This window comes from Nostoc sp. JL23 (assembly GCF_017115065.1).
Classification (GTDB): Bacteria; Cyanobacteriota; Cyanobacteriia; order Cyanobacteriales; family Nostocaceae; genus Nostoc; species Nostoc punctiforme_A.
Map to the genome: position 1 here is coordinate 162,162 of NZ_JABXKN010000076.1, position 16,952 is coordinate 179,113.

The window sequence follows — 16,952 nt, forward strand, 5'->3', positions numbered from 1 at the left end:
TGTATCCGTAACCCCATGAAGACCGTTTTCAATTATACCGTAGAGCGCAGATTTTGAATATCCCGCTTTGGTGGCTGGCCAAAGTAACGGCTATATTCGCGGTTAAACTGGCTGGCGCTTTCATATCCAACCTCGAAGGCCGCGCTTGCCGCATCCAGTCCATCTATCAGCATACGGTTGCGCGCAATATGGAGCCGAACCCCTTTTTGAAATTGAAGCGGGCTGAGTGTTGTTAGCGCCTTGAAATGATGGTGGAATGTGGACAGCCCCATTCCAGCCAGTTGGGCAAGTTCTTCAACCCGTAATGGCTTCATGTAATTCGCCCTGATCCATGCGATTGCCTTGGCTGTCCTGTTGCTTTGACAACCCTGCATTGCAATCGCACGAAGGCGTGCGCCTTTCGGCCCGCGTAAAAGCCTGTAAACGATCTCACGTTGGATAAGGCCACTAAGAAAAGGAATATCATGCGGGCTGTCCAGCAGATCAAGGAGGCGGGAACAGGCACCGAGCAGCTCGGCCGTATTGTCACCCATGAGCATAGCAGGTCCATCCGATGAGGCATAACTATCAGGTATATCATCACGACTGAGCATCTCCCTGACCATGAGCATTTCAAGTTTCAGGACGAGGCATAGATAAGGTTTTTCTTCACTCGCTTCGACCACCTGGCCCAAAACGGGAAGATCAACGGATGTCAGAAGGTATTGGGAGGCATCGTAAATGAAAGTTTTTGGTCCGAGATCAACGCGCTTGCGGCCCTGTACGACCACAGCAAGGTTCGGTTCGTATGTGACGGATGCCGCAGCGGTCGGGGCCGTAAATCTGTAGAGGATTAGTCCGGGAATATCAGTTGCATAATCCTCTGCTGTTCCGACAATACGGCCGATCATTTCCACAAGCTCTTGCCGGATAGTAGACAGCTTTTCTGTGCTAAATGGTTTAATCATATATCTATCTCCAAGCTTGGGTCTCATTTTTAAATATAGCTCCGCGCTCCTTTGAGTTATAAGTATTTCCAGGCATTAAGAGAAATAGGCAATAATCAGGCAGGATCAAGATACCGCCTCTAGGCAAGATCAGAATATGTTGGAAGCAGAGTGAAGCATTGCAGGAACGGGTCATGGGCAACGATACGAAAAGTGATGAATCAGGCAAGCGCCTTCGGGGCGTTTTAGACCGTCGTGAGTTTCTGACTGCAACGGCAATTGTCGGCGCAGCGCTGGCAGTTGCGCCGTTAGCATGGACTGCGCCGTCGGATCAACACAGAACCATCAACAAAGGAGAAGGCAAAATGAAAACCCGCAAACTCGGAACATTACAAGTCTCGGAATTAGGCGCAGGCTGCATGAGCATCAGCGCCAACTACGGCCCGCCCGCAGACAAACAACAAGCTATCAAAACCATTCGCACAGCGTTTGAAAGCGGCATCACATTCTTCGATACCGCCGAAGCATATGGCCCTTATACAAATGAAGAGCTTGTCGGTGAAGCTCTTGCGCCGTTCCGCGACAAGGTTGCCATCGCCACCAAATTCGGTTTTGCGATTGATGGCACTATCGGGCTGAACAGCAAACCCGACCACATCAAAACGGTGGTTGAAGCGTCGCTTAAGCGACTCAAAACCGACCATATTAATCTTTATTACCAGCACCGTGTTGATCCCAACGTGCCAATTGAAGATGTCGCGGCCTCGATCAAGGAGCTTATCAAGGAAGGAAAAGTTTTGCACTTGGGCCTTTCCGAGGCGAGTGCCCGCACGATCCGCCGCGCCCATGCCGTTCAGCCTGTGACGGCCATTCAAAGCGAATACGCGCTCTGGACCAGAAGCCCCGAACAAAACGGTGTCCTTGAAACATGCGAGGAATTGGGGATCGGCTTCGTTCCGTGGGGGCCGCTAGGATTGGGGTATCTGACTGGAAAAATGAATGCCGACACTAGGTTCGATCCGAAAACGGATTTCCGTTCTGAGTTCCCCCGCTTTTTCCCTGAAAATCTGGCTGCCAATATGCCGGTTGTCGATTTGCTGCGAAAATATGCAGAAAAGAAGAATGCAACGCCCGCTCAAATTGCGCTGGCGTGGCTGTTGGCGCAAAAGCCGTTCATTGTTCCAATCCCTGGCACGCGCAACATAGATCACTTGAATGAAAATCATGGCGCGCTCAATGTCCATCTAACGCCTGAAGACCTTCGTGAGATTGATGTAGCTTTGTCTAAAATCACAGTTCACGGCACAACGATGTCTGAAAAACACATGGCGCAGATTGATCGGACTTAATAATGAAAAAAGCACTGCTCATAAACGCGCACCAATTCTATGAAGGTATTTCCTCCGGCAGCCTGAACAAGGCTATGCTTGACCTTATCAGGGAAGGCATGGAAAAGCGGGGTTACGAGGTTCAGAAAACCGACATCGAGCAAGGCTACGATGTTGATTCAGAGGTGCAAAAGCACCTTTGGGCAGACATCATTATTCTGCAATCGCCCGTGTATTGGTTCGGAACACCTTGGATATACAAGAAATATGTGGACGAGGTATTCACGGCTGGAATGATTCAAGGGAGTTTCCTGGATGGGGACGGCAGGACGCGAAAAGACCCGACACGGCAGTATGGGTCGGGCGGCAAAATGCATGGCAAGAAATACATGATTTCCCTGACCTGGAACGCCCCCAAAGAGGCGTTCGGGAATGCGGATCAGCTTTTGTTTGAAGGAAAAACTGTAGATGAGGTTTTTGCCTTTAACACCGCTAACTATAAGTTCTGCGGTGTTGAAATTCTGCCATCCTTTTCCTGCCATGATGTCATGAAGGCACCAAATTTTGAAGGTGATGTCACAAAATTGCGGGAACACTTGGCGGCTACCTTTGGAACATAGTTCTCGCGTTCAATTCGTGGCTCACTCGCACCGGAGATGAAAACTGGCGTTCCGGTCGATACTCAGTAATAAGCGACATAGGGTTGCATCGGGCGACTTTATCTATTGTGCCTCACTGGTCTTTTTCAGTGTACATTGGCACAACCAACACTTTATCTACTCTGCTTCCATCCATACTAACTACTTCAAAGCGTAGTCTTGCCCACTTAAAATGTTCAGCGACCAAGGGAATATGCCCTAGTTGGTTAACGACAAATCCCCCTAAAGTTTGATAGTTGACCCCTGCCCCTGGTAACAAATTTCTGATGTCTAAAATTTCTTTCAACTCATCAATTGACAACAGTCCATCTAACAACCAAGACCCATCTTCACGTTGCACCACATCGGGATCAGCTAGTTCTTCACTGGTTGGGATATCACCTACTATCGCTTCCACAATATCAGTGATTGTCACCAAGCCTTGTGTCACGCCATATTCATCTACGATTAAAGCAAGGTGAGTCCCAGATTTCTTAAATAATTCTAAGAGGTTCAAAGCCTTCATGCTTTCCGGTACATATAAAAGTGGCTTTAGTAAAGCTTGCAATTCAATGGCTTGGGTTGGATTTTGGGCTAAAAATTCTTTGGTTTGCACAATACCTAATAAGTTATCAATGCTCTGTTGACCAACTGGGAAGAATGAATGAATACTTTCAATGACTTGGCTGCGGATTTTTGACAATGGTTCATCAATATCAAGCCAAACCATCTCTGTGCGTGATGTCATAAATGCACTGACTTGTCTGTTGCCAATGCTAAACACTCGCTCTACTACGTCTTGTTCGGCTTCTCCCAATAGACCCGCTTCATGGCTAGCTGCCACTAAAAGTTTCAATTCTTCAGTTGAATGAAGCAATTCTTCGCTACTTCCTGGTTCCAAGCCTATAAGCTTTAGAACCAAATTTCCTAAACTATTCAAAGCTTGGACAACAGGGCGAAATATCACTAAGTATAGTTCTAAGAGATTTATAACCGCGAAGGCTGTTCTTTCCGTGCGCTGGAGCGCTAAACTTTTCGGAGCCAATTCTCCCAAAACGATGTGGAGAGATGTAATGATTGTAAAGGCAATCACTACTGATAACGTATGGGCGCTAGTTTGTGATAAAGATTTTGGCAGCCAGTGGAAAGCGGGTTCGACCAGTACTGCAATCGCTGGTTCTCCAAGCCAACCTAAGCCTAAAGAAGATATGGTAACACCAAGTTGGGTCGCTGCTAGATAAGCATCCAAGTTATTTACTGCCCGTTGTAAAGCTTTTGCACGGGGATGACCTTGGATAACCAACTGTTCGACACGACTACGGCGAAGCGCAACCAAGGCAAATTCAGCCGCCACAAAGAATCCGTTGGCTAGCACCAAGAAAATCACCGATAGCAATTTGCCCGCAGTAAGCCAAGTCAATGGACTGTTCATAACTATCTATTCTAGCCTTTGATCCTAATTACTACTGCGATTATTTTGTCAACGCTAATTGCTACCTACCTATTTGCCGACCAATGGTCGGCAAATATTCTTTGGATATGCAAGTAGACAAGATCATAAGTTAGAGCATTTTAATTGGAGCATATCGAGATAATGAGGTAAATTCAACGCATCCACTGGCGTTAATGCTAGAAAGACTGCGAAAACAAGGAGTAGTTTTTCAAGAAATTATCCTGACACCTTTAACGCTGGAACCGTTGAGTCAGTTAATTGCCGAGACGCTACATCAAAATACTGACAATGTTCATTCTTTGGCTGAGTTAGTGTTGCGGAAAACTGAGGGCAATCCTTTCTTTGTCAATGAATTTTTGAGAATGCTGTATAGCGAAAATTTGTTGACCTTTGACCTCCCTCAATTCCCCCTTAATAAAGGGGGATGGCAATGGAACATTGCTCGAATACAAGCCCAAAATATTACCTATAATGTTGTAGAATTAATGTTGGTAAAGTTGAAGAAACTACCAGAGTCCACACAGCAAATTATCCGATTAGCGGCTTGTATTGGAGCTGAATTTGATTTAGATGTTTTATCGATTGTTTGTAATAAATCACCTCAATTAGTTTTTCTGGATTTACTCGCAGCTTTACAAAATGGATTAATTCAACCCCTATCTGAATTAGATGAAAACTTGTTAATTAAAGAGCATAAGTTTCTGCACGATCGCGTACAGCAAGCAGCTTATGCTTTAATTGATGAGGCGCACAAACAAGTTGTTCATTTACAAATTGGGCATAATCTCCTCGAAAAAACCTTGCCAGAGCAACTATCAGAACGAATATTTGAAATTGTCGATCATCTCAATCATGGAGTTGAGCTGATTACCGAGCAATCCGAACGCAATGAAATTGCGCGATTAAATTTAATCGCAGGTCAAAAAGCAAAAGCAGCGATCGCCTGCTGCTTACCTGTCCACTCTTGAGCCAATAAAGAAGAAAGCAATCTTTCTTTGCTGCTTGCTTGTGTGGCATGTCTGAGAGCTTTCTCCAATTCTTCAAGGCTTTCTGAAATCTCGATTTGGAATGGACGACTCATAACAAAATTACTAAATGCACCCATCTATAAGTTTGACGTAGTTTGGCGCATCTTCATACAGAATTGGTATCAGCCAAAGCAACAGAAGAATAAATTCAGAATTATCACCTGCTCTTAAGGATAGGTTGTTTCTAGCCCTAAGAGTAAGTTGATCCCTATCCCTGTTGTTAGTGCAAAAACTCCCCGCAGGGGATGCGACAAAGTGGGGTCAATTTTCATATTCTCAGAATCAAGAAATGATATTCAATTTCTTACTTTTCTAGCATTTTCATCGCCAAAATGCTATCCACAGACCGCATAAAACAAAGATGAGTCAGACAAGCGATCGCGACAGGCTGCTCATGCCAATTTCAGAACACGACCATACCCAAGGAAAAATCGATGCCTCAGTCATTTTAGTGGAATACGGTGACTATCAATGTCTTTGCTGTAGTGAGGTTAACAGGATGATTCAAGAAATTCAGCAACAGATCCAATTATGCTTTATATTTCGTCATTTCCCCCGCACACAACTTCATCACCAAGCACAAAAGGCGGCAGAAGCCGCCGCCGCGCAAAATAAGTTTTGGCAAATGCACAATCTCTTATTTGCGAATCAATCCGCACTTAACAATGGCTATCTTCTAGAGTATGCCAATGCAATACAGCTTGACATCAATCGATTCCTTCGGGATATGACAGATCGCGTTCACGCTCAAAGAGTCAATCAAAATGGGCTTCACGGGTCTAATTGCTTTAGTTCATCCTGAAAACATTGGCAGTGTCAGTTTGCGATCACCCGATCCCAAAGACACGCCAGTGATTCGGCTAAACTATTTGCAAAGTCAATCCGATGTGCAAAAGCTCGTTGCCGGAGTTAAATTAATGCGCCAATTGTTCCAGACCAGTGCTTTTGATGAATTTCGCGGTCGGGAAGTTGCTCCGGGCGCTGATGTAACTGACGATGTAGCCCTTGAAGCATACATCCGGGAAAACTGCGGTACGGTGTTTCATCCAATCGGCACCTGTAAAATGGGCACAGATTCAATGGCAGTTGTAGACTCCCAACTGCGGGTCTATGGGGTTGAAGGCGGATCGTCGATGCCTCCATTATGCCAACTCTAAATACAGGGCATACAAACGCGCCCACAATTATGATCGGCGAAAAAGCAGCCGATTTAATTAAAGCAGCAGATAGCGTTTCCAAGCCAGCACAGAAAGCACAAGTGACTCATACCTATTCGCAATAGGCTTTTGCTTCGCTACGCTAACGTAATTACTTTTTGTAATGGGGATTTTACCCCAAGGTAGAAGAAAAATGAAGATTGCTCAATATGGAACAGCGATCGCGGTTCTTCATGCGATCGCCAACGGACTGCATGGTTTAGCACATATAGAAATCCCAGTTGCCTTATCTGTGCTTCAAAGTTCGTTTGTGGGGATTGTGATTCTTCTAACTCCCATCATTGCCGCCGTTTTACTTTGGACGCAGTTTTACCGCCTTGGTAGCTGGCTATTGGTGAGTTCAATAGCTGGATCGCTGCTTTTTGGAATCTACAATCATTTCATCGTAATTAGCCCCGATCATGTGTCTCAAGTTTCCTTGGCAGGTTGGGGTCTGCTTTTTCAAGTTACAGCCATTCTCATATTAATAGTAGATGGATTCGGGTGCGGAATTAGCGTTTGGGCATTGAAAACAATCCAGCAACCAGAGGAGGTCTTATAAGTTCGTAACCATCATCGTTCCTAGAGATCGCAACACTGGGGGCAGTAGCATTGTAAACTCACAATCAACAGGTAGTTAGGGTTTATCAAAATCCATCTGCAACCCTCATTTTCTCAGTGTTGAAACACTTACACTATAGGGAGAAAGAACCATGAGCCAATCTAATCTATCCATTACTGCCCAAGAAGTAGCTGCTGCTCAAGAAGCAGCTACTGATACTATCGTGGACATTGATCTTAACGTTCAAGCCCAGAAGGGCCCAGACCTGCGAAAAGACCATCCTAAAAGTCACGGCTTGGTTTGGGGAGAGTTCAAAGTTGAGGAAAATATTCCTGAATCGTTGAAGGTGGGTATATTTGCCCAGTCCAAAACCTACCCGCTTTGGATGAGGCTCTCCAATGCTTCCTCAGTAGAGAAGCGCGGTAAGCTCAAGTCGGATCTTGATCCCGATGTTCGGGCACTCGCGATCAAACTCTTACAGGTAGAGGGTGAAAAAGTGCTGGATGATGAGCAGGAAACCCAAGACTTTTTGATGATTAATCATCCGGTCTTCTTTGTCCACGATGCCCAAGGGTTTGCCAACCTGACGAAAGCAAGCGTTGGTCAAGCAAATGAAGAAGAGCTGCGATCGCTAGAACCCACGTTTGAAGTTCTCAAAGCGGTTACGAGCAAACAAGTTGCAAATCCACTGCTGATCCAATATTGGAGTACAACTCCCTATAAACTTGGCTCTGTGTCTATCAAGTTTTCTATAAAACCTCATCAGCAAGATACTCCCGGTTCACCCCCCACTTCAGAGACTTACTTGCGTGAGGCAGTCGTCAAATATCTGTCGGAAGAGGGCAAAGATGCAACCTTTGACTTCTTGGTGCAGCTTTATGTCAACGATGAGAAAACTCCAATTGAAGATCCAATGCAGGAGTGGCAAGAGAAGGACTCACCGTTTATCAAGTTTGCAACCATCACAGTTCCAGCTCAGAAATTTGACTTCGAGGAGCGGAAGCGACTGGATGAGGGTCTATCGTTCATGGCTTGGCATACCCTCCCAGAACACGCACCCTTGGGTAGTGTCAATTTAGCTCGTAAAAAAGTTTATCAAGAGATAGTAAAGGCTCGACGGAGTAACATACACCACCGCGTTGAAGAGCCGCAAGCATATAGTTCAGTTTTAGACGATCCTGAATAATCTTGCTTGCCAACTACTTCTGCCAACAATTGGTGGAAGTAGTGTCTCACAATATCTAGAATACTAACGATTGCTCTTTCAGGGTAACTGAAACTTTTGGGGATTTTACAACCCTCCATTTGCATGAAGGGTTTTAGCATCAGGTCACGGGAATCACTTTACACAATTCTTGGAACAGTAGGTTAACTACTTTACTCATCAGTTTTCCCTGGATGTGTTTGCCACCTAGCAGCTTTTCACCTTGTTCAGTGACGTTAGCTTTGAGTGAGTCACGGTAGCTAATCAATTCCTTGGTCAGTTCGTTCTCTGGTAGTCTGCCAGTTTCTACACCAGTTAGAACATACTGCCACAAGCTGATCCGGCACAGCGAGGAACCGCTCGGTTTTTCAACTAAACCGTCTCCTGATTCTTCTAAAACCGTTCCCATACCCAAACGCATTTTGAAAGTGTCGCGGCTGCGGTTGCGTTTAGTCCGTTTGGTGTCCCCAGCTAGATGTCGGATTATAGTTTGCCCGTCTCTGCGAATGCGTGCAGTTTTCTTTACTTCCCTGACTTCGTACTCAGTTACGGGCTTGCCGTTGATGCCCAGGAACGATTCAAAAGGATAAATCCTGGTGAGCAGCCGCGATCGCACTCTTAGCCCAAAACCAAATTTATCAAACACGCTCATATAAGGCTTAAATTCACTCAGAGAGAGCATTTGAGTGATTCTCGCTTCTAAGTGCTGCTCAAAAAGTGAGATATCGCACATCCAGCCAGCGTGTAGTTCAAGAATCGGATCGAACTCAATTTCATAGTCTTGCGCAATGGAAATTTTATAGCGATTTTCAATTCGGGTTTTCGCTGCGGGCGAAATTTCCAGCCTTTTAGCTAACCATCCCCAAAGTGGCGGTAGTAATCCTGGTTTGCTAGATGCGCTCTTGGTGTGAGCGACTTCTGGGAATTGCCAAGCGAGAAGCTGTCTAGCATAGTTAACGATCGGTGACTGTACGCGGTTGAGGTGTTCGAGTTGCTGACAGATGTCGCGTAACTCGTCGATTGGTTCAGGGCGGTGCATGAGAAAGTATCTCATGTTTAACTCCCCAGTCTCCAGACTGTGATCTGGATCGTGACCGTAGGCAGCCATTGCTAAAGCATCAGCTGGGTCACTTTTATTTGGTAAATTTTTGCCTCCGCGATAACGCCTTAGCTCAACGTGACCAACCCAGAGTATTTTGATTTCTAACTTATTAAGGATGGATGCCCATAGTCTTGAATAGTGGTTTCCTGTCGGTTCAAGAATTGCATAATCTGGCTTGATTTCTGATAGATAATCAGCAAAATCAAAAGCTGATTTTTGCTTCTTCTTAGCATCAGGATTGGAGTAAAAAGCCGGATATAAAGTAGATGCTTTATTTCTTGTTTTATTCCAGTATGCTTGCAATCCGCCCTTGGGGTATTGTGTTAAAATGTGAGTGGTTATACTCGATTTACTAACATCAATTCCCAGAATTATTAATTCTGTTGTCATGGTTCTGCGAAATAAAATGGTGGTTTTCAAGGACTGGCATCCTTTGATTAGCCCGAACTTAATAGCGCACGAATCACCCTAACGCCCCACATTTTTAGGGGCGCGATTCAGGAGTAAACGCATTCGGGGAATTAATAGAGAAGTGTTGCGCGTGAAATTAGGAACGCCACACTTTAGGGGCGCAATTCCGTATGAACGCCGCACTTTCTCTAATTAACTTGCTGATTGCTTTGGACACAACCCGCGACGGTGGAATTTACCCACCGTTTCGGCTACTGTGTCAGGTAGCCATCATCAGGCGTCAGCGATCGGAATTCGGATATTTTCCAGGTCGCTAACTAACTCGAATAAATCTTCATTAATTGATTGATCAAAAGTTGCCGTAGCTGATTCAAGATCGCTAATGAAGCGAATCAATTTATCTATATCGGATTTAGCTTTGAGTAGTCTGTGGTGGGTAAGATAGCAGTCCCAAGATGGATCGGGCTGGGGAATATTATTAGTTGTATTTTCATTATTCATAAATATTCATCCTCATCAAAATCGTCATCATCACCGACTAATGAATATGAGTTTTCTGGGTCAATCATGTTAAGGGAATCTACCATTGCTCGACCTGTGAGAACACCAAGAACTGAGTAGTTAGCATTCGCGATCGCAGTCTCAAATTCTCTCATCTTGAAAGCTTGCTCCAGTTCTGGAGTGCGTAATCTGGGGTCAACATCCTCAATGGAGTTGATTGGTGGCGGCTCCTCGTCACCTTCAATCCAGCGCTCATACTGACTGTTGCTAAATTCCTGAAATGCTATAGCAGCCTCACGAGTTTCTAAATGAGGTGCAGTTTCCAAAAAATCAGCAAGTTCTTTGCCACGAGCGAAGCCTTCAACCCAACACTGCATAGAAGCAACCCACTCGTAACTTATGGCAAGGCCACCTTTTAGCTCTGCCTCAAGTGCAACTGCAATCGGATCAGCTTTACAAACGATGGCAATAGCTTGGACTAGGGCTTGAAATTGAATGCTGCTAAGGCGCTCCACGTCGATAATCCACAGCGCCACCTCTTCACCATTTGGATTGGTGGCTCGCTCCAGGGGGAAGGGATCGCGCATGGGTATCATGCCGAGTATTGGGCTTGAGTTTCACCCAAGTGTCGTGTTTAGTCATAATGTTTTGCGATCGCTAAAAATTTCAGTTAAAAACTCTCGTTGGGGTCAGGCTCATCAGTTTTGAGCGTTCCCCCTGGATCAAAAGGGATATGGGGATTGTCTTCCTTTGGTGGCTCATCCTTAATTTTTCCAAGCTTTTTGAGTTCATGCTTGAGTTCGGCAATCTCATCAAGCAACTTTTCTTTCTGCCCTTCAGCCTGCAACATTTGCCTGTTGTATTCCTTGGTTACTGATTCTCGGATTGTGCGCTCGACTGTATCCGCAAGTTGTAAAATAGCAACTTCTGGATTTTCCCCCTCCTCAACTTCCGCAAACAGTTCTAGGTGCTTGTTCTCGTAATTTCCGAGATTGAGTACCCGTTTATAAGAAATGGTTTTGATTTTCATATTTGTGTGCTATTTTTTACTTGTTTGAATCGATTAATCAAGAGCGATCGCCGCCATGAACTGACGGTGATCGCAATTGATTTTGAGTTATCCTTTCACTTCCTGGGGCTGGGGAAGAGGATCGAAAATTACCTCAAATTTCCCGCCCCCGCGACGCAGAAGGCTCACATAAGCATCGGCGTCGGAGCGTTTACGAAATCGGCAGCTGCAAACATTTTCGCCAGTGGACAGGCGCTCAAAAATTGCCCACTGCCTTAATTCGTCGGGATAATTCATAATTTAAAATTCCTAATTGTGTAAAAAAGACTTTTCGCTTGTACCAGTCACGCTGGTGCAACGTTATACAGGGTGTTGCAGTTAGTGGGTTTATTGCTGCATAGGCGATACCTCCCACTAAGGACGGTATCGGTCGCTTTTTCAATACTTAGATTTCCTCCTCCTCGTCGTCCACCTTCTCATCGATGACGATAGTCACGCCGTCGCCTTTGTATTGATAGTCAACGATCGCAAATTCCTCATCGTCAACGTCTTTGATAGTTACCTCTGTTGCACCGGGGTAGTGTTTCAGGTTTTCAATCAGTTCCAAAACTGTGGTTGTCATATTGTTTCCTAAGTAAGTGTGCAGACATCATAAATATCACCGCTCGGTAAACTCGTTACCGCGATCGCTTCTCTGGTAACTACAGGGTGTTTCCGCGCCGGGGCATAAAAGCAGTGGCGCGGGTGCTTGCTCCGGTTTAATGGTGTGTCCCCACGGGCGCTAGGCAAATGTGGGGAGGGAGCATTGTCTTGCATATGCAAAGCAATGCTATATTATTTGCATATGCAAACTACGCTTGTCAAGATGCATATGCAAATCAAGATGCATATGCATAAAATTAAGGAGTAGCGAAAAAAATGATATTAGATGAAAACAAGGACTATTCGGTTGACCGACGAAGAGTGGGACGATCTAATGCAACTAGCGAAAGCTATGGGATTGAGAGGCAGGGGCGAATTAATTCGAGCGATATCGAAAAAACAGATACCTTTGGGACAGATGTCGAGCCAGGAGACACTTCTCCTGGGAAACTGCTAGGTCGTCTAGAGTTGCTGGAGAAAGCTTTTTATGGTTATGTGCATGGACATCAAGAACGACTAAAGACGCGCTTCAAAGAAAGTACAGAATTAGAAGCTGTCTTCACTGAAGAACTGCAATTAATCAAACAAGGGCTTCGTGATTTAGCACACCAAGTCGAAGACGACCCAGAATAAACCGTCCTGCCCACTGTGGCTAGGGCGGTTTTGTTTTAGCGATCGCACTCATCATTTCACGGAGTGCGATCGCAAATGACTAATAACTGATGACTAATGACCATGAACCATATCTACAAAGGATTTCGAGCGATGATTCTACCGGAAATGGAATCCACAGAATCAAGATTAAAGAGAGGAGATTGGCGATCGCTAATCGTGGGATACAGATACATTGCCCGTTACAGAGGCAGAATCTGTTTTTCAGTAGGTTATGACTCAGAAGTAGGAATTTTACCAACAGTGGAAGACACGATAACTGACTTCGAAAATCGTGTTGACGCAATCCTAGACAGTCTTTAATCGAATTGCAAAAAACCACCGAGGGATTTAGCGATCGCGCTGTCATCGATGTGATTGTAATTTTTAGCGATCGCAGTTGACCAATAACTAATGACCAATGAAAGTTATTCTTACGACTCAAGCGGGACAAATAGCAGAGGAAAGAGAGTTAACCGCAGTTCTTCGGTTTCCTCATCTGATTATGTGCAATGCCTTCCTCTACATTTTATTGGAAGTTGACGGTCAAACAGCGACTTACCGATACCTGGAATACTACCTGTTGCCACCATCACCCATTGAAATGACAAATGACTTATGACTAAACAAAAAATCTCATCAAAAGTAGTTCGGGCAAGAAGTCTAGTTATCTACGAGCTAGAGCAGCTTATAAACTATGTCCGCACCCTTGACCCAGAAGTGGAACCCGACCAAGCGATCGTGTTAACAGCATATATATTGAGTGACTTGCCGAGACTATTCCAACAAAACCCATCGCTAGTAGATCAGGTGAAAGGTATAGCGGCAAACATGAAGCTTAAACATCGCGCTCCTAAATAACCAATGAAAAAACAAACGATTTACGTTGCTCTTGCTCTAAGCCCTGAGAAAAATGCGGTTGTTGCCCTGTGCTGGCACATAGACAAAATTAGAGCCAGTGATGTGGGCACAGCCCTAACTCAACACAACGGGCTTGCTTATTTCGGTGTTACCAGATGTGAAAATGCTGATTTTGAAGCAGATTCCACTTTCCCAGATGACCACTGGTTGAACAAAAAGCAGTCTTAAAAAAACCAAAAAGCCGCCAAGAGAATTAGCGTTCAAGGGCGGCTCCTGGAGAAATAACTAATAATTAGTATGCCAGAAAACTCATTCAAAAACAATATTCCGTGGACAGAAGAACACGAAGCATTCTGTTACAAGCATCATATTTGCCCTGCTGCTAAATCACTTTGGCAATGGTTGATGAGGCAAGGTGCAATTGCTGAAGAAGTCGAGCCAGATTTATCAGAATTTAATGCCACGGTAGCCAAATCCAGAGGTAAAGGATATTCACACAATTACCTCAAGCATATTTTTCAGCAGCTAGTAGAACACAGAGTTATCCAACTTGTTAAACAGTACAGTTGGAAGATATTTAAGTTACTTGTAAGACCCCTCGAATGGTTGAAGCCACCGAGAAAGAAGCGAGAAAAAAACTTACAAAATCATAATTTAAGTTACACTTTAGCCCCATAAAATGATATATCTGCCGTTCCGGGTGATATACAGCAGCAGCATTCTAATTCAAATATCAACTTAGAGACTCTAGCAGAAGCGGGTATACATTATGACTCTTCTGAAAAGGAAGTCCTTGAACGTCCAACTAATGAGATTAAGTTGGCACTTTTAATGTTTAATCTCCGTGGTGGTTTCGATAAAATTCCTAATCCAGAAGGTTTTATACGTAGATGTTTACGTGAGCGATGGTGGGAGTTTTCGCGTAATTACAATCATTTGCTTTCGACGTTTGGGAACTCTACAGAGTGGGATGAATTATTCCCCTCTGGTTAATTCATCTGTATAAAAAAACGGCCGTTACAGCGGCCGCGAATTCTATTACTTCAAAAACATTATGAAACATAATTCAGATGTGCCTGGGCAATTAGCATTATTTGCTGTTGCACCAACTGAAATAAGGACTACCATTCATGATCCTTATTGGGATGAAATACTTGCGCCTGAACATCCCCAACCCGAACAGAGATGGAATCCAGATGATTTTGGGGAAGTTCCCCACAAATTAGACTCAGATGGACAACTGACAATTTTCTTTGATGACAGTGACGAGCCACCAGACCCAGACGACTATTTAAACCTGGATGATTACGAACAAGCTTGGGAACAATGGGAGTCAACTGTTCGGGAGCAGGATACACGGGTTTCTGTATTAGTCAGTGAAGATTCGGAAAAAATCGCGGGCGATCGCCTAACTTTTGTTCGGGAGCATGATACACAACAAACTGCTCCCGAACACAGTATCTTAGATGACCCATGCCCCCCTGCTCCCGAACATACTCATTGGGTTGAGAAGTACTGGGTTAAACGTGGCCACAGCAAACATAACTATTACCGTTACTGTTGGATGTCGGGCAGAAAAATTCACCACTGTCATATTTCAGGCGGTAGTATCACATCACCACATCACCCCTGGCTGCGCAGCGTAGGGCAGATGTGGAAAGTGCGATCGCGGATGGATTAACCCCGGTGGAGATTGAAAAGTTAATCCGTCAGCAATGTAACTCGTAACTACCCAATGACTTATGACAAATGACAGGGAGTTAAGAGTTAGGAGTTAGTAAAACCTGGTTCCTCTGCAACAACTTCTTCCTCAAAGTCATCATCCTTGGTATCAATCAAAATATTCAAGATGTTTACGCCAACGTCAAATGCAGCAATGAAAAATTCCTCATCCTCTACATCTTTTATGGACAAAACCAAGTTATGCTCAAAATCGTGTAATTTTTCGATTAGTTGTCCAACTGTCGTAGTCATGGTTTCTCCTGATTAGTTTTGAGAAAGCGATCACGAAAATCATAATAGAAATCTAGAATATTCCCTCTTCTTAGGCTTTGTCGCGGGTTGTAGAGTTGCGATCACCAGCGGAAAGGGGGTACGCCATCGCATTTTTCATTCAATTGCTAGTCCCCAGTCCCCAATGCCTTATGAGTTACGAGTTATGACTGAAAATCCACATCTCGGTGGCGAGGCCCTCAAGCACCTTGAGGAGGTTATTCCCGATACCCATGAAATGCGCCTAATTGGGCTAATTGAAGCTTGCAAAATAATTCAAGTCGATCTGAATCTCGGCAGAATTGATGAGGCTAAGGAGTTTTTAGCGTTTGCGATCGCCGATGCAGAAAAGCCTTGGTCATCCACCCTGCTCCCCAATGCCCAATGACTAGACCAAAAAATAATCACTTCCGCCTTACCCTAAGCGAAGACAAAAAAGTTATACAGCTGACTATCAGTGCATCATCGCCGGAAAAAGCAATTCAATTATATGAGGGGCTTGAACAAGTAATAATTCAAATGATGCGAGTTGATTTAGAACTCGATTGGGAAGAAGACAACCCAGACAGTCACTCTTAAATAGTGTCAAGCATTCTCAACAAGTAGAAGCTGTGCTGCGGGCCTCCAAGAGTGGGGTGAAAGTGTTGATTTGTCGTGTTAAAAGTGCTTAAAAGCAAATTTTTTGTTGGGAGCTAATTTCATTAAGGATTCAAAAATGAAAAAAGCGATCGCGCTAATAGCCAAGAAAAACTGCGATCGCCCCCGGAAACAGCGGGTACGCCATCGCAATAAATCCAATGAGGTGAGGTTAGGTGTAATAACCAATCTCACCCTAAACCCTCAGACAGGGTTTTTCACAACTTTGGGTCATAAAGTTGCGATCGCACCCCGGCGCTCGTCCATTTCAATTTCAAAATAAGGTTCAAGTCCTTTGTTATCGCGGTGTCCGGTGAAAGTTCGGATGATTTCTTTAGCAATTCCACTTTTTCGCAATTTGTTGATCATGCTCCGGCGGGTACTGTGGGTAGAGACTCCCTTAGCTTCAAGTCCCGCATCGTCTGAGGCTCGCATGAAAATGTTGTAGGCATTCTTCCAGCAAATCGACTTAGTTCCACACCTTGAGGGAAACAGCCACTCGCTATCTGTTTCTGGTTTGTACCGCTCCAGCGACTCTTTCAAAATGTGATGCACCGGAATTTCCGTTGTTTCAGCTGTCCCGTCTGGTCTATGTTTTCTGATAATCGCAGGGAAAATGATGTCTTGTTTGGGTTGTCCGCTGCTCAAGTAAACATCACTCACTTTGAGTTGCACTAAAGCGCCCCATCGTTCCCCGGTGTACCACGCTAGGTCAAGAAGTAGTTTGTACTTCTCAGTTCTGATCTGCCGTCGAATTTTTGAACCGTATCGCGGCAGTCCCTACCCTCAACTCTTAGTAGGGTAGGTATCAG

29 protein-coding genes and 1 pseudogene are annotated in these 16,952 nt (G+C 44.7%); 17 read left to right on the top strand and 13 right to left on the bottom strand.

Annotation, left to right across the window (positions count from 1 at the left end):
- Positions 1-32: 32 nt before the first annotated feature.
- Positions 33-947 carry an AraC family transcriptional regulator gene (locus tag HWQ42_RS16490; RefSeq protein ID WP_292813911.1) on the bottom strand — a complete coding sequence of 305 codons (915 nt, stop codon included), beginning with the start codon at positions 945-947 and terminating at the stop codon, positions 33-35.
- A 173-nt stretch (positions 948-1,120) separates the two neighbouring features.
- Between HWQ42_RS16490 and HWQ42_RS16495 the strand changes: the two genes are divergently transcribed.
- Complete coding sequence (locus HWQ42_RS16495; RefSeq protein ID WP_292813914.1) at positions 1,121-2,275, top strand: aldo/keto reductase; 1,155 nt, start codon at positions 1,121-1,123, stop codon at positions 2,273-2,275.
- A gap of 2 nt (positions 2,276-2,277) precedes the next feature.
- The gene (locus HWQ42_RS16500; RefSeq protein WP_292813916.1) at positions 2,278-2,874 is read left to right on the top strand and encodes an NAD(P)H-dependent oxidoreductase; all 597 of its coding nucleotides are present in this window, start codon (positions 2,278-2,280) and stop codon (positions 2,872-2,874) included.
- A gap of 112 nt (positions 2,875-2,986) precedes the next feature.
- On the opposite strand, the gene HWQ42_RS16505 is transcribed toward HWQ42_RS16500, so the two are convergent.
- Positions 2,987-4,324, bottom strand: a complete 1,338-nt coding sequence (locus tag HWQ42_RS16505; protein WP_292813918.1) for a hemolysin family protein — start codon at positions 4,322-4,324, stop codon at positions 2,987-2,989.
- 194 nt (positions 4,325-4,518) lie between these two features.
- Between HWQ42_RS16505 and HWQ42_RS16510 the strand changes: the two genes are divergently transcribed.
- The gene (locus HWQ42_RS16510; RefSeq protein WP_334812389.1) at positions 4,519-5,313 is read left to right on the top strand and encodes a hypothetical protein; all 795 of its coding nucleotides are present in this window, start codon (positions 4,519-4,521) and stop codon (positions 5,311-5,313) included.
- On the opposite strand, the gene HWQ42_RS16515 is transcribed toward HWQ42_RS16510, so the two are convergent.
- A complete protein-coding gene (locus HWQ42_RS16515) occupies positions 5,265-5,426 on the bottom strand; it encodes a hypothetical protein (RefSeq protein ID WP_292813920.1) in 162 nt (53 codons plus the stop codon). The two genes, HWQ42_RS16510 and HWQ42_RS16515, sit on opposite strands and share 49 nt — an antisense overlap.
- A 308-nt stretch (positions 5,427-5,734) precedes the next feature.
- Between HWQ42_RS16515 and HWQ42_RS16520 the strand changes: the two genes are divergently transcribed.
- The 5 genes and pseudogenes from HWQ42_RS16520 to HWQ42_RS16540 all read left to right on the top strand — a co-directional run bounded on the left by HWQ42_RS16520 (position 5,735) and on the right by HWQ42_RS16540 (position 8,317).
- Positions 5,735-6,175, top strand: a complete 441-nt coding sequence (locus HWQ42_RS16520; protein ID WP_292813922.1) for a thioredoxin domain-containing protein — start codon at positions 5,735-5,737, stop codon at positions 6,173-6,175.
- Positions 6,138-6,517: pseudogene (locus tag HWQ42_RS16525) on the top strand (GMC oxidoreductase); the annotation flags it as partial. The gene HWQ42_RS16520 and the pseudogene HWQ42_RS16525, both read left to right, overlap by 38 nt.
- Positions 6,518-6,655 (top strand): hypothetical protein, encoded by a 138-nt coding sequence (locus HWQ42_RS16530; protein ID WP_292813984.1) that lies wholly within the window; start codon positions 6,518-6,520, stop codon positions 6,653-6,655.
- A 68-nt stretch (positions 6,656-6,723) separates the two neighbouring features.
- Positions 6,724-7,131: a hypothetical protein gene (locus HWQ42_RS16535; RefSeq protein ID WP_292813924.1), complete on the top strand. Its 408-nt coding sequence runs from the start codon at positions 6,724-6,726 to the stop codon at positions 7,129-7,131.
- Positions 7,132-7,282: 151 nt separating this feature from the next.
- The gene (locus HWQ42_RS16540; protein ID WP_292813926.1) at positions 7,283-8,317 is read left to right on the top strand and encodes a catalase family protein; all 1,035 of its coding nucleotides are present in this window, start codon (positions 7,283-7,285) and stop codon (positions 8,315-8,317) included.
- A 139-nt stretch (positions 8,318-8,456) separates the two neighbouring features.
- Here HWQ42_RS16540 and HWQ42_RS16545 read toward each other — a convergent pair whose 3' ends face one another.
- From HWQ42_RS16545 to HWQ42_RS16575, 7 genes are all read right to left on the bottom strand, one after another.
- Positions 8,457-9,827, bottom strand: coding sequence for a transposase (locus HWQ42_RS16545; RefSeq protein ID WP_292813928.1), 1,371 nt, complete (start codon positions 9,825-9,827; stop codon positions 8,457-8,459).
- Positions 9,828-10,121: 294 nt separating this feature from the next.
- The gene (locus HWQ42_RS16550) at positions 10,122-10,349 is read right to left on the bottom strand and encodes a hypothetical protein (protein WP_292813930.1); all 228 of its coding nucleotides are present in this window, start codon (positions 10,347-10,349) and stop codon (positions 10,122-10,124) included.
- The gene (locus HWQ42_RS16555; RefSeq protein WP_292813932.1) at positions 10,346-10,936 is read right to left on the bottom strand and encodes a hypothetical protein; all 591 of its coding nucleotides are present in this window, start codon (positions 10,934-10,936) and stop codon (positions 10,346-10,348) included. The genes HWQ42_RS16550 and HWQ42_RS16555 overlap by 4 nt, the downstream gene beginning before the upstream one ends.
- A gap of 83 nt (positions 10,937-11,019) precedes the next feature.
- Positions 11,020-11,379 carry a hypothetical protein gene (locus tag HWQ42_RS16560; protein WP_292813934.1) on the bottom strand — a complete coding sequence of 120 codons (360 nt, stop codon included), beginning with the start codon at positions 11,377-11,379 and terminating at the stop codon, positions 11,020-11,022.
- An 87-nt stretch (positions 11,380-11,466) separates the two neighbouring features.
- The gene (locus tag HWQ42_RS16565; RefSeq protein WP_292813937.1) at positions 11,467-11,655 is read right to left on the bottom strand and encodes a hypothetical protein; all 189 of its coding nucleotides are present in this window, start codon (positions 11,653-11,655) and stop codon (positions 11,467-11,469) included.
- A gap of 148 nt (positions 11,656-11,803) precedes the next feature.
- Complete coding sequence (locus HWQ42_RS16570) at positions 11,804-11,980, bottom strand: hypothetical protein (RefSeq protein ID WP_292813940.1); 177 nt, start codon at positions 11,978-11,980, stop codon at positions 11,804-11,806.
- Between the two features lie 8 nt (positions 11,981-11,988).
- Positions 11,989-12,180, bottom strand: a complete 192-nt coding sequence (locus HWQ42_RS16575) for a hypothetical protein (protein WP_292813943.1) — start codon at positions 12,178-12,180, stop codon at positions 11,989-11,991.
- Positions 12,181-12,276: 96 nt separating this feature from the next.
- Here HWQ42_RS16575 and HWQ42_RS16580 point away from each other — a divergent pair, with 96 nt between their 5' ends.
- The 7 genes from HWQ42_RS16580 (at position 12,277) to HWQ42_RS16610 (ending at position 15,193) form a co-directional block, all read left to right on the top strand.
- Positions 12,277-12,633: a hypothetical protein gene (locus HWQ42_RS16580; protein ID WP_292813945.1), complete on the top strand. Its 357-nt coding sequence runs from the start codon at positions 12,277-12,279 to the stop codon at positions 12,631-12,633.
- Positions 12,634-12,735: 102 nt separating this feature from the next.
- Complete coding sequence (locus HWQ42_RS16585; protein ID WP_292813948.1) at positions 12,736-12,975, top strand: hypothetical protein; 240 nt, start codon at positions 12,736-12,738, stop codon at positions 12,973-12,975.
- Between the two features lie 97 nt (positions 12,976-13,072).
- Positions 13,073-13,273, top strand: coding sequence for a hypothetical protein (locus HWQ42_RS16590; RefSeq protein ID WP_292813951.1), 201 nt, complete (start codon positions 13,073-13,075; stop codon positions 13,271-13,273).
- Positions 13,270-13,512, top strand: coding sequence for a hypothetical protein (locus HWQ42_RS16595; protein WP_292813954.1), 243 nt, complete (start codon positions 13,270-13,272; stop codon positions 13,510-13,512). The genes HWQ42_RS16590 and HWQ42_RS16595 overlap by 4 nt, the downstream gene beginning before the upstream one ends.
- 3 nt (positions 13,513-13,515) lie before the next feature.
- Entirely contained in the window at positions 13,516-13,740 is a 225-nt protein-coding gene (locus tag HWQ42_RS16600) for a hypothetical protein (RefSeq protein ID WP_292813956.1), read from the top strand.
- A gap of 69 nt (positions 13,741-13,809) precedes the next feature.
- Positions 13,810-14,190, top strand: a complete 381-nt coding sequence (locus HWQ42_RS16605; RefSeq protein ID WP_292813959.1) for a hypothetical protein — start codon at positions 13,810-13,812, stop codon at positions 14,188-14,190.
- A 376-nt stretch (positions 14,191-14,566) separates the two neighbouring features.
- Positions 14,567-15,193: a hypothetical protein gene (locus tag HWQ42_RS16610; protein ID WP_292813962.1), complete on the top strand. Its 627-nt coding sequence runs from the start codon at positions 14,567-14,569 to the stop codon at positions 15,191-15,193.
- An 86-nt stretch (positions 15,194-15,279) separates the two neighbouring features.
- Here the strand turns inward: HWQ42_RS16610 and HWQ42_RS16615 are convergent, their stop codons facing one another.
- On the bottom strand, positions 15,280-15,486 hold the full coding sequence (locus tag HWQ42_RS16615; protein WP_292813965.1) for a hypothetical protein: 207 nt from the start codon (positions 15,484-15,486) through the stop codon (positions 15,280-15,282).
- 184 nt (positions 15,487-15,670) lie between these two features.
- Between HWQ42_RS16615 and HWQ42_RS16620 the strand changes: the two genes are divergently transcribed.
- Positions 15,671-15,892 (top strand): hypothetical protein, encoded by a 222-nt coding sequence (locus HWQ42_RS16620; RefSeq protein ID WP_292813968.1) that lies wholly within the window; start codon positions 15,671-15,673, stop codon positions 15,890-15,892.
- A complete protein-coding gene (locus tag HWQ42_RS16625) occupies positions 15,889-16,083 on the top strand; it encodes a hypothetical protein (RefSeq protein ID WP_292813971.1) in 195 nt (64 codons plus the stop codon). Before HWQ42_RS16620 ends, HWQ42_RS16625 begins: the two co-directional genes overlap by 4 nt.
- Before the next feature lie 78 nt (positions 16,084-16,161).
- On the opposite strand, the gene HWQ42_RS16630 is transcribed toward HWQ42_RS16625, so the two are convergent.
- Entirely contained in the window at positions 16,162-16,335 is a 174-nt protein-coding gene (locus HWQ42_RS16630) for a hypothetical protein (RefSeq protein ID WP_292813973.1), read from the bottom strand.
- A gap of 36 nt (positions 16,336-16,371) precedes the next feature.
- Positions 16,372-16,917, bottom strand: a complete 546-nt coding sequence (locus tag HWQ42_RS16635; RefSeq protein WP_367119060.1) for a tyrosine-type recombinase/integrase — start codon at positions 16,915-16,917, stop codon at positions 16,372-16,374.
- Positions 16,918-16,952: the final 35 nt, after the last annotated feature.